General features: G+C 56.1%; 10 protein-coding genes and 1 pseudogene. 2 read left to right on the top strand and 9 right to left on the bottom strand.

The window, feature by feature from the left end; genetic code table 11:
- Positions 1–4: 4 nt before the first annotated feature.
- From ACR0DK_RS07545 to ACR0DK_RS07555, 3 genes are all read right to left on the bottom strand, one after another.
- Positions 5–1,312: an HlyD family type I secretion periplasmic adaptor subunit gene (locus ACR0DK_RS07545; RefSeq protein ID WP_170394559.1), complete on the bottom strand. Its 1,308-nt coding sequence runs from the start codon at positions 1,310–1,312 to the stop codon at positions 5–7.
- A complete protein-coding gene (locus tag ACR0DK_RS07550) occupies positions 1,312–3,051 on the bottom strand; it encodes a type I secretion system permease/ATPase (RefSeq protein WP_480735489.1) in 1,740 nt (579 codons plus the stop codon). Before ACR0DK_RS07550 ends, ACR0DK_RS07545 begins: the two co-directional genes overlap by 1 nt.
- Before the next feature lie 360 nt (positions 3,052–3,411).
- Positions 3,412–4,728: a nucleotide sugar dehydrogenase gene (locus ACR0DK_RS07555; RefSeq protein WP_170407894.1), complete on the bottom strand. Its 1,317-nt coding sequence runs from the start codon at positions 4,726–4,728 to the stop codon at positions 3,412–3,414.
- Between the two features lie 370 nt (positions 4,729–5,098).
- Here ACR0DK_RS07555 and ACR0DK_RS07560 point away from each other — a divergent pair.
- Together ACR0DK_RS07560 and ACR0DK_RS07565 are read left to right on the top strand one after the other, a co-directional pair.
- Positions 5,099–5,224 (top strand): annotated as a pseudogene (locus ACR0DK_RS07560) (IS5/IS1182 family transposase); the annotation flags it as partial.
- 240 nt (positions 5,225–5,464) lie between these two features.
- Positions 5,465–7,444: a bifunctional 2',3'-cyclic-nucleotide 2'-phosphodiesterase/3'-nucleotidase gene (locus ACR0DK_RS07565; protein ID WP_480735491.1), complete on the top strand. Its 1,980-nt coding sequence runs from the start codon at positions 5,465–5,467 to the stop codon at positions 7,442–7,444.
- 89 nt (positions 7,445–7,533) lie between these two features.
- Here the strand turns inward: ACR0DK_RS07565 and ACR0DK_RS07570 are convergent, their stop codons facing one another.
- The 6 genes from ACR0DK_RS07570 to gcvT all read right to left on the bottom strand — a co-directional run bounded on the left by ACR0DK_RS07570 (position 7,534) and on the right by gcvT (position 15,664).
- Positions 7,534–8,682: an amidohydrolase gene (locus ACR0DK_RS07570; RefSeq protein ID WP_480735493.1), complete on the bottom strand. Its 1,149-nt coding sequence runs from the start codon at positions 8,680–8,682 to the stop codon at positions 7,534–7,536.
- 108 nt (positions 8,683–8,790) lie between these two features.
- On the bottom strand, positions 8,791–9,807 hold the full coding sequence (locus tag ACR0DK_RS07575) for a GlxA family transcriptional regulator (protein WP_170394570.1): 1,017 nt from the start codon (positions 9,805–9,807) through the stop codon (positions 8,791–8,793).
- Positions 9,808–10,124: 317 nt separating this feature from the next.
- A complete protein-coding gene (locus ACR0DK_RS07580) occupies positions 10,125–11,120 on the bottom strand; it encodes a helix-turn-helix domain-containing protein (protein ID WP_480735495.1) in 996 nt (331 codons plus the stop codon).
- Between the two features lie 96 nt (positions 11,121–11,216).
- Positions 11,217–14,072: an aminomethyl-transferring glycine dehydrogenase gene (gene gcvP / locus ACR0DK_RS07585; RefSeq protein WP_480735693.1), complete on the bottom strand. Its 2,856-nt coding sequence runs from the start codon at positions 14,070–14,072 to the stop codon at positions 11,217–11,219.
- Positions 14,073–14,183: 111 nt separating this feature from the next.
- Positions 14,184–14,549: a glycine cleavage system protein GcvH gene (gene gcvH, locus ACR0DK_RS07590; protein ID WP_170393732.1), complete on the bottom strand. Its 366-nt coding sequence runs from the start codon at positions 14,547–14,549 to the stop codon at positions 14,184–14,186.
- A gap of 17 nt (positions 14,550–14,566) precedes the next feature.
- Positions 14,567–15,664: a glycine cleavage system aminomethyltransferase GcvT gene (gene gcvT, locus ACR0DK_RS07595; protein WP_480735497.1), complete on the bottom strand. Its 1,098-nt coding sequence runs from the start codon at positions 15,662–15,664 to the stop codon at positions 14,567–14,569.
- Positions 15,665–15,951: the final 287 nt, after the last annotated feature.

Consider the following 15,951-nt stretch of genomic DNA (forward strand, 5'->3'; position numbering starts at 1 on the left):
GGTGCTATTCTCGAAACGCGCGGTAGAAGTAATCTGCCAATGGTTTGACCAGGTAAGAAAGCGGAGTGCGTTCATCAGTTTTGATCATGGCTTCGACAGGCATACCTGGCAACAGTTCCTGACCATTCAAACGGTCCAGTTGTCCTTCGTCAGGCACAACTTCAGCACGGTAGAAGGTAAAGCCGCTTGTCTCATCTGTGAATGAATCTGCTGAGACATTGATCACACGGCCATTCAGCTCAGGCGTGTCGCGTTGATTGAATGCGGGAAAGCGCAGGGCGACTTCCTGCCCGCGATGTAACTGATCCACATGCAACGCATCCACCCGTGCTGCGACCAACAAGGGCGTATCCTGAGGCACTACATACATCATCGGCTCACCCGGCTGGATCACAGACTGGATGGCAAAAACCTGACTGTCGTAAACTGTGCCAGCGACGGGTGCACGGATGTCTAGACGCGACAAACGCTCGGAAAGGGAAAGACGACGTTCCGCCAGTTCTACAACGCGAGACTGCACATCCCGAAGCTCGGTGATGGCTTCTTCGCGCCGCGTGGCCTGCAATTCAACAATTTGAATCTCGGTCGTGGCGATCTGGCCTGTCAGTCGCGCAACTGTGGATTCGAGGCTGCCGATTTGCCCTGTTAGATTTGCCTCTTCCCGCTGCAATGCAGAAACGCGGCTGGCCTGTGTCAGGCCGCGATCAAGCAAACCTTGCTGATCTTCGAGCTCCGTTCTGATCAATTCGACCTGAGTATTCAGTGACGCCAATTGCGCCTGCGTCCCCTCAATCTCGTTCTGGATCTGTATTTTCTGTTTCCCAAGCTGGTCGATCTGCTGGGTCAGCGTTTCCAACCTGGCGTTGAACAGACGTTGTTGGCCTTCCAACAGATCGTCGTCGATCGATTCGCGGGCTTTGAGCTCTTGCAGATTTTGCTTTAACGTATCTGCGTTCGCACCATCCCGTTCAGCCTCTAGCCGGGTCTTTCGGGCAAGTAACTCAAATAGCTGAGATTCCACGATCGTTTGCTCCGAGGCCAAAAACGTATCGTCAAGCCGCAGCATCATGTCCCCACGCGCCACTGCGTCACCGTCACGTACGAATATCTCGCCTACAACGCCACCATCGGGGTGTTCGATGACCTGACGATTGCTCTGAACTTCGATCACACCTTGCGAGATAATAGCACCGGCCAGCTCAGTGCGGACGCTCCATAATCCCAGTCCCAGGATCAAAACTGCCAGAGCCAAAAGGCCGACAAAAGCGGGCGCTTTAATACTCCAAACGGGACGTGAACTCTTGTCTGCCATTATTCACCCACCTTGTTCAGGTGCCTTTTAATAACGTTGGCGTTTTGGACCATCGTGTTCAAAACTTCATCGCGCCCACCGGATTTGACGATCTGGCCTTTCTCGACAACGACAAGATCGTCGCATTCCGAGATCGCTTGAGGCCGGTGCGTCATGATAATCGTGGATTTGCCCGCGCTCTTGAGCTCGCGGACCGCGTTGTTCAGGGCAAGGGTTCCGTCTGCATCCAGGGCCGAGTTTGGCTCATCCAATATCAACAATACTGGATTACCATAGAGAGCGCGCGCCAATGCGATCCGCTGTTTCTGCCCACCGGAAAGCTGGCTGTCATTGCCCTCAAGGAACGTATCGTATCCTTTCTCAAGCCCCAGAATCAGCTCATGCGCATTGGCTGTTTTCGCTGCGGCAACTACAGCTTCGGGATCAGGGGTTTGTGACATCCGGGCGATGTTTTCAGCAACCGTTCCGTTAAAGAGGGTCACTTGCTGGGGCAAATAGCCAATATGTTGCCCAAGATCATCAGGGTCGTATTGATCAAGTGTAGCGCCGGCCAAACGGATTTCCCCTGCCGCCGGTTGCCAAAGGCCCAACAACGCTTTGGCTAGGGTCGTTTTGCCTGACCCACTTTTACCAATCACACCCAGAGCTGTGCCGGGGCGCAACTCAAGTGCCGCATTCCGTAGTGTCGGTGTCTTCGCGCCCGGAGGGATCACCGTCAGGCCCTTTGCGACAAGATGTGCTTTGGGAACGGGCAATTTGGTGCGCGACGCCTCGGGGGGCGTTGAATCAAGAAATGTGTTCAGGTTAATCCATGCCGTGCGCGCGCGTTCGATCATCGACCATTGACCCACCGCCATTTCGACCGGAGCTAAAGCGCGACCTAGAAGGATCGTGCCAGCAATCATAGCACCGGGCGTCATTTCGTTGCGCAGAACCAGCAACGCGCCAAGCGCCAGCATGGCGGATTGCAAAAACAGCCGCAGAGACTTAGTCAACGAAGTAAAGCTGCCGGTCCAGTCGCTTGCGGATATGGATTGAGAAAGCGCCTCGGTGCGTTGGTTCAACCAGCGTTTTGAGACATCTTCCTGCATGCCCTGAGATCTGACGACCTCGGCAGCTTGTCTGGCGTGTTCAGAAAATGCATTTGCTTTGGCAGAGGCGATTTGAGCATCTGCCACTTTGCGATGGGTCAACGCTTGGTTCAGTAGGGCGATAACAACCAGAAGCGTTCCGCCTGCGACGGCCAACCAGCCTAGCAACGGGTGGAACAGGAAAATTGCAGCCACAAAGATTGGAGTCCAAGGGATGTCCATTACCGCCAACAAAACGGGCGAGGCACATAATGCACGGATCGATTCCAGATCTCGCAATGCAGTCGCCGGCGCTGATCGAACCTGTGGGAACAATGCGCGTCGCATGGTCCCTTCAAACACGCGTTCATCGAGTGCCGATTGAAATCGCGCTCCGAACCGAGCCACAATTCGGCCGCGCGCATAGTCCAACATCGCCATCAGCGTATAAAGCAGCGCGACAAGCAGAAATAGCGCTGATAAAGTCTCGACCGAGCGTGACCCAAGGACCCGATCATACACTTGTAGCATGAACAGCGGTCCGGTCAGCATAAGCAGATTGACAAAAACGCTGAAAATGAAGGCAAGCGCCAGGAAACTGTTCCCCTGATTACGCACCTTTCGCAGCTCATGGCGCTGAGGCGGGGTGTTGCGGTTTTTCAAGCTCACGCGTTTTGGCCCTTGATTGCTCACAATTGGAACTCGTCAACAGCCAATCTTCCTGTACCCGAAGGCGGCCTGACATTTCCCGCAACTATATCTGCCTACCTGCACCGGAACAACGCGCGTTTCATGCGCCGCCAGTTGTTTAGGCGGTGTTCGTACCTATGAATTGATTGGATTGGCAGGAAAGTGCCGACATTTTTTCCTTGCGGGTCCAATTCTCAGCGCATTCATCCAGCGCTTAGGACACCGTCAAACCATTCAGAGTTTTGGTCCCGCGTAAGCGGTCATACGAGCGACAGCCGTTCCTAAGTACCATCCGCCAGATGTTCCGGCCCAGCTACGCAGAGCCGGTCGCAGTTTCATTTAAGCACGAACAATATTTTGCTCAGAGGTACGGTATTTACCGCGGGTGTCGATGAGGAGCTTCGCGTGTTTTTTGATCAACTCATAATCAAAGGCATCGTGATTAGTCGCCAGAATAACTGCATCCTGCTCCGACAGAACCTCAGGGGTAAGGGTCTCAGATGACAATTCGAAGAAGTGTTCCCGCATCGTGGGAAACTCGGGCACATGGGGGTCCGAGTAGCTGAGGTCTCCGCCATTGTCTCGGATCAGCTCCATCAAGCTGACAGAAGGGCTCTCACGCATGTCGTCGACATTTTTTTTGTACGCGATGCCCAAAACCATAATTTTACTGCCACGAATCGCTTTGCTGCGATCATTCAGCGCATTGGCGAGTTTGCCAAACACATATTCCGGCATCGCCGTGTTCACTTCACCGGCCAATTCGATGAAGCGTGTGTTGATGCCGTATTCACGTGCTTTCCAGGTCAGGTAAAATGGATCGATAGGGATGCAGTGCCCTCCAAGTCCCGGACCCGGATAGTAAGGCGTGAACCCGAAGGGTTTGGTCGCGGCCGCGTCGATAACCTCAAAAATATCGATCCCCATGCGGTCAGCAACGATTTTCATCTCGTTCACAAGGCCAATGTTTACCGCCCGGTGGATATTTTCCAGAAGCTTTGTCATCTCGGCAGTTTCAGTCGAGCTTACTGGTACAAGTTTATCAATTGCGTGTTCATAAAGCGCGATACCCGCTTTCAGGCAGGCGCCTGTATGCCCGCCGACAACCTTTGGGATGGTATTGGTGGTAAAATCCGGGTTGGCTGGGTCTTCCCGTTCAGGTGAGTAGACCGCAAAAATATCCTCGCCGACCTTGAGGCCGTTCTTCTCAAGCCGAGGCAAAACTTCTTCTTTGGTTGTGCCTGGATAAGTTGTGCTTTCCAGCGCAATAACCTGACCCGGACGCAAATGATCTGCTATCTGATCGCACGTGTCGGTGACAAAGCTCAGATCAGGCTCGCGATATTTGTTGAGTGGCGTTGGCACGCAAAGCATAATGCCATCCGCCTCAGCGATACGCGAAAAATCCGTGGTAGCCTCGAACCTATTTTCCCGTGCCGCTGTGATGCGGGCATCGTCGATATGCTCAATCGAACTGTGACCGGAGTTTAAGTCCTGCACCTTTGTGGCATCCAGGTCGAAGCCAATGACCCGGTATCCAATTTCGGTATATCTGAGGGCCAGGGGCTGTCCGACATATCCCAGTCCAACAATCCCGATCACAGCCTGCTTCGCATTAAGTTTGTGTAGCAGGTTGTCCAGTGATGTCTGTGTCATGACAAAATCGCTCATTATCTAAGTCTGCGCAGGAAAGTCAGAGGGGGCCCGAATACGAAGTCGCGTCTCTACTAGTTGCTTTGGTGGAAAAGGCAATGGGTATTTGCTTTGCAAACAGTTTTGGCCATTGTAACTTCGTCAAGTTCGGAAGCCATTGACTTGCAGCTTTCACTTTTTTCCCGATTGGAAAATTGAACTGAAATCATGATTGAGTTCATCGGCTGGCTGACGCGCAGATAGCACGCCTAGACCCTTCATCCCGAAGTCGCCTAGAAAGCCCCGGTTCGACGATAGGTGTGTATTGAGAGAAATAGTCTTTTTCATTCACAATGATATGCGCTGACGTGCCGCTCATGCCGTTTATGGTCCGCGCAAGACCCCGGTCAAATATGACAAGCGTTGGTACAGACGGCAAAACCGCGTCGAGATCACGTCCGGTAGGCTCAAGGGTCTAATGCGCGTTGCGGCGCTCCTTGACCGCTGTTCGGGGGTCTGACTTTCAGCTAGCGCTCTCGCGGAAACCGCCATCCATTGGTTGGATGGACTGACGATGGGGGCAGTTCGCTGCAATCGCCTTTGGTGCGTAAAGTGGCTTGGACTGAGCAATTCAATACAATAGGCTTTTAGGATCCTACCCCCAAGTTCGACATGTTTGTTGCAAAGATCTTCACTGTCATACCCTTGTTGTGAAAAGCATCCAGAACACGCGTCGATCCACAAACCTGAGAGGTGCCTTATGTCCTATTCCAATCGTAGTTTGATTTCGCGCCGTCAGTTTCTTGCCACTACGACCGCCAGCGCTGCTGCCATCACCTTGCATCCCTTTTCGGCGGCGGCGGCCAACAATCAGGCGCATCTGAGGATCATGGAAACCACTGACATCCATGTTCACGTGTTCCCATACGATTACTATGCGGACAAACCGCGCGATACAGTTGGCTTGTCGCGAACCGCTTCGATCATCAATGAGATTCGTTCCGAGGCGACAAATTCGCTGCTCGTCGATAATGGAGATTTTCTGCAAGGCAATCCGATGGGCGATTACATCGCCTATGAGCGGGGCATGAAAGAAAGCGACAGCCATCCGATCATCACTGCCTTCAATACTGTTGGTTATGACGCTGCCACTTTGGGCAATCACGAGTTCAACTATGGCCTAGATTTTCTTGAAAAAGCGCTTGCTGGTGCAGAATTCCCCGTGGTTCTGGCCAATGTTGCAAAAGAGACTGGGGCGTCCCCCCGCGATGATACGACTCTGGTGAAGCCCTATGCCATCCTTGAGCGTGAGATTGAAATGGGGGATGGCAGCAAGCATCCGATCAAGGTTGGTGTCATCGGATTTACTCCGCCTCAGATCATGAACTGGGATCGCAAGCATCTGGAAGGCAACGTGCAGGCGCGTGACATAGTCGAAACGGCGCAGGCTTATGTCCCCGAGATGCAAGAGCAGGGTTGCGACCTGATCATCGCCTTGTCGCATTCCGGCATTGGGGATGCGGATCACGCTGATGGAATGGAAAATGCTTCAGTCGTTTTGGCAGGGGTCGATGGCATCGACGCGCTGGTGACCGGGCACAATCACCTCGTATTCCCGTCCGCTACCTTTGCTGATCGTCCCGGCATTGATGTCGACAAGGGGACCTTGATGGGCAAACCGGCGGTGATGGGCGGATTTTGGGGGTCACATCTTGGCCTGCTGGATCTGCTGCTTGAGCGCGACGGAAACGAATGGCGGGTTGTGACGACAACGTCTGAGGCGCGCCCGATTTCAAAGCGCAACGAAGATCGTTCGATCGCGGCACTTGTTGGCGACGATCAGAAGGTGCTGGACTCGGTGGCGAAAGATCATGACGAAACACTGGCCTATGTACGCCGCGCGGTCGGCAAGACTTCGGCCCCGCTGCACAGCTACTTCGCGTTGGTTGCGGATGATCCATCGGTGCAAATCGTCTCGATTGCGCAGAAATGGTACGTCGAAGAGATGATGAAGGGCACCGAACATGAAGGTCTGCCCATTCTATCGGCTGCAGCGCCGTTCAAGGCAGGGGGTCGCGGCGGCCCGGACTATTACACAGATGTTCCGGTGGGCGATGTTGCGATCAAAAACGTGGCTGATCTTTACCTGTATCCCAATACCGTGCGCGCGGTGCGGGTGAACGGTGCACAGGTTCGGGGTTGGTTGGAACGCTCGGCGGGTATGTTCAACCAGATCGAGGCGGGATCCGAGGATGCGATTTTGCTAAACCCGGACTTCCCGTCTTACAATTTCGACGTGATGGACGGTGTGACCTACCAGATCGACTTATCGCAACCGTCGCGCTTTGGACCCAAGGGGGAAGAGATCAACCCGGATGCAGCCCGTATCGTAGATTTGGCCTTCAACGGTGAGGCGGTCACGGATGACATGGAGTTCATCATTGCCACCAACAACTATCGTGCTTCGGGCGGCGGCTCTTTCCCGGGCGCAATGGGTGATACCGTCGTGTTCGAAGCCCCTGACACCAACCGCGACGTGATCGTGCGGTATATCGTCGAGCAAGGAACAATCGATCCCAAGGCCGATGCAAACTGGTCGTTCGCGCCGCTTTCTGACACTACCGTGTTGTTTGAAACTGGTCCAAAAGCGCGCGACTACATGGGCGAAGTCAAAGGCGTCAACATCGAGGATGCCGGTGAAGGCGCTGATGGGTTTGCGGCATTCCGCATCAGGCTCTAGCAAGGGTAAGGTCCAAATTATAGTGTGAGCGGCCGTCTTAGATCATTCATCTGACGGCCGTTCGAAGGTGCTATGTTGCTGGGCCCCGTTCAGTCTTCGTCTTGAAGCGGAAGCCTATCGTGCACGAGATTTGCCCAGAATTCCGCGCCGATCGGCAGTAACGCATCGTTGAAATCGTAGTCGTTCGAATGCAGCGGTTGACCGTTGGGGCCGGATTCACCGTTGCCCAATAGGATAAAGCAGCCGGGTACGGCTTTGCAAAAATGCGCGAAATCCTCTGAAAAGCTCATCGGTTGACGATTGGGAAGTGTGTCCAGCCCGGATAGCTGCGCGACGCGGATGGCAGCCTCGGTCGGGGTCGGTGCGTTGACTGTTTCGATGAATTCGGTTTTGAAATCCACTTGGACTTCGACGCCATGGGCGGATGCGATGCCATGTGCAATCTTGCGCATGTGTTCTTCGATCTTGTTTCGATCTTCAGGGCTGCGAGCCCGCGCATCACCCTTTAGCGTTGCCGTTCCAGGTAGAACGTTGCGCTGCCCGTCGGTCAGAAATTCGGTCACTGACACAACCGCCCCGGCGCCCGGGGCCAGCTTGCGTGCGACAATTGTCTGAAGCGCCAGAACGATTTCTGCCCCCACGGTTAGCGCATCACGTCCAGACTGCGGCATGGACGCATGGCCGCCTTGCCCATTGATCGTAATTTCGAAAAGGCTTTCCGATGTGCACATTAAACCGGTTCGGGTCGACATCTGCCCGACGGGTGCCCCGGGCAGGTTATGTATGGCGTAGACTTCTTCGATTGGAAATCGCGTTAGGACATCTTCGTCCAGCATCGCTTTGGCCCCCAGGCCAAGCTCTTCATTCGGTTGAAACAGGAACACCACCGTGCCGCTGAAACCGGGATCCGAGGACAAAGTCTTTGCTGCGCCCAACAGCATCGTCATGTGACCATCATGGCCACAGGCGTGCATAATGCCGGTATTTTGTGACACATAATCATGATCGCTGGCTTCCTGAATGGGTAGCGCGTCCATATCTGCGCGTAATCCGATCGCGCGGTTGCCTTGACCGGCCCTGAGGATACCCACCACGCCCACGCCTTCATGAACTTCAAGCCCGTATTGACGTAGCAGCGCCGCAACTTTGGCTTTGGTTTTCGTTTCATTGAAGCCCAATTCGGGGTGTCTGTGGAATGACCGCCTAAGTTGGCGAAGTTCGGGTTGGTTCAATTCCATGGCGGTTAATGTTCCCAGATTACAGGTGCTATCCGAGCGGGGCGAACTCGAACTCTAGCCCTGATTGGTAGAGTACGATGGCAGACGGGTCCACCGGCACGGCATCTCTCAATCGTTCTGTCCCGACCAGCCCCGCCTGAATGAAGTCGGCGCTGCGCCGTATCGTTTCTTGAACCGAACTGTCAGTTGGGTCGCGCTGCCAAAACCCGTGGCGGCCGCAATTTCAGCAACGGTCATTTCTGTTTCGCTTAGCAACGCGTAGGCGCGCGCCACACGCAACTCGATGTAGAATTGTACCGGGGAAACCTCGACATACTTTTGAAACAGCCGCTCCAACTGTCGGCGAGAAATCTGAACGATCTTGGCGATCTCAGAGATATCCAGAGGCTCTTCCAGATTTTCATGCATGATCTGGATGGCGTTGATCAGGTATTGGTTCCGACTGCCCAACGCGACAGAAAACGCGGATTTCTGGAGCGTTTTTTGATTGTTGGATCGTGAGTGGATGCACATGTCCGAGACGATGATGGCCAGATCCTTTCCGAAGTCGGTTTCAATCATGTCCAGTACCATATCGGTTGCCGCGTTACCTCCACCGCAGGTCATCAGATCATTGTCAATCTCATACAGGTTAGCCGATGGTGTCAGGTGTTCGAAGTGTTCAACAAAGGCGGGTTGGTTTTCCCAATGCAGTGTGAACCTCTTGCCGGTCAGCATGCCTGCCTTGGCCAGCGTAAATGCGCCGGTACAAATTCCACCAAGCTTGCAGCCAAACGCTTTCTGACGGCTGATCCACGAAAGGATCGTTGAATTAATGCTTTCCGATGGTTCAATCCCTGAACACACAAACAATCTGGATGATCGCGGTAAATTATGCAGAGCCAAGTCAGCTGCTATTTCGACTCCATTGGAGCATCGAACAGGGTTCCCATCCTCAGAGATCAGAAACCACTTGTAGAGCTCTTTGTTGGTGACCTGATTGGCGATCCTCAGCGGTTCAACCGCTGCGCTAAAGGCAAGCATGGTGAGTTTCGGCAGCAACAGAAAATAGATCTCGTTGGATGATCCGTCATAATCGATGTCGAACGTCGCGGCCCCTTTCGGAACGAAATTCCTAGGTTTCATGCTCTCTTTTCCCAGTGCGGACCTGGATGGATAACCGGCCCGTACAATATCGTATCGATCGAAACACCAGCGTATCAACTTCGCAGATCTCAAGCGAGAGGTCCTACGACAACAATTGGCCAGCGCGTAGCTGCGAGCTTGTCTGAAAGACGGCAACTGAGGATTTAGCCGGGCCAATATTTGGGCCGGTGGCAAAGCATTGTTAACTGGACTAACAATCGTATCTGTCGTCAACCTCATGAATGGTGAATGCCAAAAGTTCAGGCCCAGTGTGATATCAACCGCATTCGACTGCGCTGTCGATTCACACGATCAAGCTAAACAGCCTGAGTTTTGCCTGCAAATCGCCGATTTCGTACACTTTCGGGCGATGCATCATAGTGATCCCGGAACGCACGCACCAATGCACTTGTGGAAGAAAAGCCCGTAGCAGTCGCCACTTCAAGATAGGTCATCTCGGTAAATTGAAGCAGGCCATAGGCCCGTTCTAGGCGAAGTTCCCGATACGTAGTCAGCAGTTTTACACCCGTTCTGTCCAGAAACCGCCGCTGTAACTGGCGCGTTGATGTACCAAGCGCCATCGCAAGTTCCGGTATCCTAAGCGGATCCTCCAGATTGTTCTGCATCTTTTCAACAACCTGTCGCACCATTGGGTCGGCTTTTGAACGTCTGATCAATCGAGCTGCCAGTTGGCTTGCGCATGTAGTTTGCCTGTCGGCCAACCCGATATAGCTGCGTACTGACTCGGCCAGATGCTCGCCGTGATCAAAGGCAACAAAATCGGACAACAAACGCAACGTGCCCAATCTGGTTGATGCGCTATGGGTGCGGCTATCTGAGGACCAATATGTACCCGAACCGACGTCGATCAGGCCAACCTCTTGCGCTGCGGCAGAAAAATTGGGGTGAACCGATGCAATCCGCTTGGTTGCGCGACTAGTCTGGGCGAGAAGAAACGCTGCACCGCCAACGAGAATTGATCGGTAGGACAGGTTCAATACTTGGGCAATCCAGGTTTTGTCCGACGGTGTCAGAGGCCAGCTTTTGTAGATGTCCCCCCAGAAAATCGCGGTTCGCCCGGCCCAGTGCAAGGGTCCACCCGCCGCGCCGTCGGCAATGCTGCGGATATTTGTAATGTATGTATGGCCTTCGTTCAGTTCATTCAGGGCACGATAGAAATCAACCAGCATATCTGCCGATGCTTCCGCTTCGGCCTCGCAAAGAATGATCTCGATATAATGATCTCGTTTAGGTCTTGCCAACGTGGTTTCGGTCAAATGCGCATGGTCATTTGCAGGGACATAATGCTTCATTTCTCCTCCACCTTCTTTAGCGCTTCGGCCGCGAGCAATCGTTCCCGAACTCGGATTGAAACCCCCGCCAGTTGGCGGGGGTTTATTGATTGAGGTTTACTCTGCTGCGTCCATGTATTCGGTCATTGGAGGGCATGTGCAGATGAGGTTTCTGTCGCCGTATGCGTTGTCGACGCGGTTGACGGGGGACCAGTATTTGTCGACGCCCATGGAGCCTGGGGGGAAGCAGGCCTGTTCACGGGTGTAGGGGCGGTCCCAGTTGCCGACCAGATCGCGCACCGTGTGGGGGGCGTTTTTCAGCGGGTTGTTTTCCGCGTCGATCTTGCCGTCGATGATGTCCTGCGCCTCGGAGCGGATGGACAGCATGGCGTCGCAGAAGCGGTCCAGCTCGTCCATGGGTTCCGATTCCGTGGGCTCGACCATCAGGGTGCCGGCCACCGGCCAGGACATGGTGGGTGCGTGGAAGCCGCTGTCCACCAGACGTTTGGCAATGTCATCGACGCTGACATGGGCCGCCTCGTCCAGCGGGCGGGTGTCGAGGATGCATTCATGCGCCACGCGACCCGTTTCCGAGGTGTAGAGGATCGGGTAGGCATCCTTGAGCCGCGCCGCGATGTAGTTAGCGTTCAGGATCGCCACTTTCGTGGCCTGCGTCAGACCCGCGCCGCCCATCAGCAGCACATAGGCCCAGCTAACCGGCAGGATCGAGGGCGACCCAAAGGGCGCCGCCGAGACCGGACCCACGGCAGTGCCGTATTCCGGGTGGCCGGGCAGGTGCTCGGTCAGATGCGCTTTGACGCCGATCGGACCCATGCCGGGGCCGCCGCCGCCATGGGGGATGCAGAAGGTCTTGTGCAGGTTCAGGTGGCTGACGTCACCGCCGATGTCTCCGGGACGCGACAGACCCACCATGGCGTTCATGTTGGCGCCGTCGATATAAACCTGACCGCCGTGATCATGGGTGATCTGGCAGACCTCCTGCACGGTGGTCTCGAACACGCCATGGGTCGAGGGGTAGGTGATCATGCAGGCGGCCAGATGATCGGAGTGCTTTTCGGCCTTGGCGCGGAAGTCATTCAGATCAATGTTGCCCTTCTCATCCGCCTGCACAGGCACAACCTGCCAGCCGACCATCTGCGCCGAGGCCGGGTTGGTCCCATGCGCCGAGGTCGGGATCAGGCAGACATTGCGCTGCCCTTCGCCCCGGGCGAAGTGATAGTTGCGGATGGTCAAGAGGCCTGCGTATTCACCCTGCGCGCCCGAGTTGGGCTGCTGGCTGATCGCGTCATAGCCGGTGATCTGGCACAACTTGTCGTTCAGATCATCGATCATCTCATGATAGCCCTGCGCCTGATCTTCGGGGCAGAACGGGTGCAGGTTGCCGAACTCGGGCCAGGTGACCGGGATCATCTCGATCGTGGCGTTCAGCTTCATGGTGCACGAGCCCAGCGGGATCATCGCCCGGTCCAGCGCCAGGTCGCGGTCGGCCAGACGGCGCATGTAGCGCGTGATCTCGGCCTCGGCCCGGTTCTTGTGGAAGATCGGGTGGGTCAGGTACTCGCTTTCGCGCAGCGCGTAATCCGGCAGGCGATAGGCCACGTTCGAGCTGTCATCCTTGCGGTCGATGCCGAAGGCCCCCCAGACCGCCTCGATGGTCTCGGGCCGGGTCTGTTCGTCCAGGCTGATGCCCACTTTCGTGTCGCCGACCTTACGCAGGTTGACGCCCCGGGCCACAGCGGCCTCCATGACCGTTTTCTGCAGATGGCCAACCTCAACCGTGATCGTGTCGAAGAACACTTCCGGCTCCACAGCAAAGCCTGCCTCTTCCAGACCGGCGGCCATACGCGAGGTCTTGCGGTGCACCGATTGCGCGATGGCCTTGATGCCGTCGGGGCCGTGATACACGGCATACATCGAGGCAATCACCGCCAGCAGCGCCTGCGCGGTGCAGACGTTCGAGTTGGCTTTCTCACGCCGGATGTGCTGTTCGCGGGTCTGCAGCGCCAGGCGGTAAGCCTTGTTGCCCCGGCTGTCGATGCTGACACCGATGATCCGGCCCGGCATCGAGCGCTTCAGCTTGTCGGTGGTCGCCATATACGCGGCGTGCGGGCCACCATAGCCCATCGGCACACCAAAGCGCTGGGTCGAGCCGATGGCGATATCCGCGCCCATCTCGCCGGGCGACTTCAGCAGCGCCAGCGACAGGATATCGGCGGCGACGATGGCAATCGCCTTGTGTTCATGCAGGGCCGCAATCTCGGCGGTGAAGTCGCGCACATGGCCATGGGTGCCGGGGTACTGGAAGATGGCGCCAAAGACCGCGCCCGCATCCAGCGTGTCCGGATCAGCCACCTGCACCTCGATGCCCAGAGGCTCGGCGCGCGTTTTAATCACCGCGATGGTCTGCGGGTGGCAGTTCTTGTCGACAAAGAAGGCTGCATTGTTGGCCTTGGACCGGCCACCGCGCTTGGCCATCGCCATGGCTTCCGCCGCAGCAGTCGCTTCGTCCAGCAAGGACGCGTTGGCCACGTCCAGCCCGGTCAGGTCGCTGACCATGGTCTGGAAGTTCAAGAGCGCCTCAAGTCGGCCCTGGCTGATCTCGGGCTGATAAGGCGTGTAGGCCGTGTACCAGGCCGGGTTCTCCAGAATGTTGCGCAGGATCGGCGCCGGCGTGGTGGTGCCATAATAGCCCTGACCGATCAGCGAAGTCAGAACCTTGTTCTTGCTCGCCACTTCTTTCATGTGAAAGAGCGCATCGCGCTCAGTCATCGCCGGACCCCAGTCCAGCGGCTCTTTCTGCCGGATCGCCGGCGGGACGGTGGCGTCGATCAGCTCGTCCAGTGTCTTGAAGCCGATCACCTTGAGCATGTCGCGCATCTCGGTCGGGCTGGGCCCGATATGGCGGCGGTTGGCGAAGTCATAGGCTTCGTAATCGGTCAGTTTGAAGGCCATGTGTGCGCTCCTCAAGGATAGGTCAGGCCCGGCGGAGACGGCAGGAGCCTCCGGCGGAAGTATTTGGAAACAGATGAAGGGGCGGGGCCGCGCACGGACCCGCCGCCTGAGTTAACCGATGAAGGCCTTGTAGCCGGCCTCGTCCATCAGGTCTTCGAGCTGCGAGGCGTCCGCGATCTTGATCTTGTAGATCCAGGCCTCGCCTTCGGGGTCTTCGTTCAGCGCGCCGGGATTGTCGGCCAGCGCCTCGTTCACCTCGGTGATCTCGCCGTCGACCGGTGCGTAAAGCTCGGACGCCGCCTTGACGGATTCAATCACGCCGATCTCGCCGCCTTTTTCGAACTCGTCGCCTGCTTCCTGCTGTTCCACGAACACCACGTCACCCAACTGCTCGGCGGCGTGTTTGGTGATGCCCAGCGTGGCGGTGTCGCCGTCAACGCTCAGCCATTCATGCTCTTCGGAATAATAGGTTGCCATGTCTCTCTCTCCTGACTTCAACGCTTGTAATTCTGTTTGACGAAGGGCAGCGCCACGATCTCAGCCGGTTGCGGCTTGCCCCGGATGATCAGGTTCACCTTCTCGCCCGGCTCGCCATGGCCTTTGCTCACATAGCCCATCGCCACCGGTCCACCCACCGTGGGGCCAAACACGCCCGAGGTGATCTGACCGATGCTGTTGCCCTCAAGGCACCGCACTTCCACACCCTGACGCGCAGGCGCACGGCCTTCGGGCTTGATGCCCACCAGCTTTTTGGCGGGACCTTCGGCCAGTTCCTTCTGCACGCGGTCCGCGCCCGGGAAACCGCCCTCTTCCTTGCGGCGCTTTTGCATCGCCCAGCCCAGCGAGGCCTCGACCGGCGAGGTGCTCTGGTCGATGTCATTGCCATAAAGGCACAGACCTGCCTCAAGCCGCAGGCTGTCGCGCGCGCCCAGACCGGCCGGCTCGCAATCCTCATGCGCCAGAAAGGCTTTGGTGATCTCGATCGCCTTGTCCTCGGGGATCGAGATCTCGTAGCCATCCTCGCCGGTATAGCCCAGCCGCGAGATACGGCACTCAACACCGTTGATATCGGCAACCGTGGTTTCCATGAACTTTAGATCACGCGCGGCGGGGCACAGTTCGCCCACAACGTTTTCCGCCGCAGGGCCCTGAACCGCCACCAGCGCGCGGTCGAAAATCTCGATCACTTCAACGCCTTCAAGGTGCTCACGCATATGCGGAATGTCCTGATGCCGCAGCGCCGCGTTCACCACCACAAAGTAATGATCGCCCGCATTCGACACGATCAGGTCATCCATGATCCCGCCTTCTGCGTTCGTAAAGAACCCGTACCGCGCCTTGCCTTCCTTCAGCGTCGCATAGGCCTGCGGGCAAAGCGCTTCCAGCTTCTCACCCACATTCTCGCCCCGCAAAATCACCTGACCCATATGAGACACATCAAACACCGCCGCCTTCTCACGGCACTGCTTATGCTCCCCCATAATCCCCAAAGGATACTGAACAGGCATCTCCCAACCCGCAAAATCAACCAACTTACCTCCCAACTCAACATGCAAAGCGTGCAAGGGAGTGCGTTTTAAGGACGAAGTCATGGTGGCCACCTGCTTTGTATCAGTTACCCAGAAACGTTCCTGTCAGTCTGACCCAAGCTGCACAGATTGCAACGATTCAGCCCAGGATTTCAGCGGATCGCCTCGATCACGTCAGAACAGTATACGGGTGCATGCATCAATAATGTTCCTATAGGAAACTTTTTTCCGTTAGGCAACACTCCTTGTTCGGAGTCAGTAAAACTGTGCCGAGCACCCGCCCATAGCTGGTGGACATCCCCGATAGTAACTTGGTTTCGCGTGGAAAATCATGAAATGGTCTTCAACTT

Source organism: Ruegeria sp. CE6, from assembly GCF_056537485.1.

Coding starts and splice junctions, on each gene's coding strand:
- ACR0DK_RS07545 (WP_170394559.1), bottom strand. CDS start 1,312: ATGGCAGACAAGAGTTCACGTCCCGTTTGGAGTATTAAAGCGCCCGCT.
- ACR0DK_RS07555 (WP_170407894.1), bottom strand. CDS start 4,728: ATGACACAGACATCACTGGACAACCTGCTACACAAACTTAATGCGAAG.
- ACR0DK_RS07565 (WP_480735491.1), top strand. CDS start 5,465: ATGTCCTATTCCAATCGTAGTTTGATTTCGCGCCGTCAGTTTCTTGCC.
- ACR0DK_RS07570 (WP_480735493.1), bottom strand. CDS start 8,682: ATGGAATTGAACCAACCCGAACTTCGCCAACTTAGGCGGTCATTCCAC.
- ACR0DK_RS07575 (WP_170394570.1), bottom strand. CDS start 9,807: ATGAAACCTAGGAATTTCGTTCCGAAAGGGGCCGCGACGTTCGACATC.
- ACR0DK_RS07580 (WP_480735495.1), bottom strand. CDS start 11,120: ATGAAGCATTATGTCCCTGCAAATGACCATGCGCATTTGACCGAAACC.
- gcvP (WP_480735693.1), bottom strand. CDS start 14,072: ATGGCCTTCAAACTGACCGATTACGAAGCCTATGACTTCGCCAACCGC.
- gcvH (WP_170393732.1), bottom strand. CDS start 14,549: ATGGCAACCTATTATTCCGAAGAGCATGAATGGCTGAGCGTTGACGGC.
- gcvT (WP_480735497.1), bottom strand. CDS start 15,664: ATGACTTCGTCCTTAAAACGCACTCCCTTGCACGCTTTGCATGTTGAG.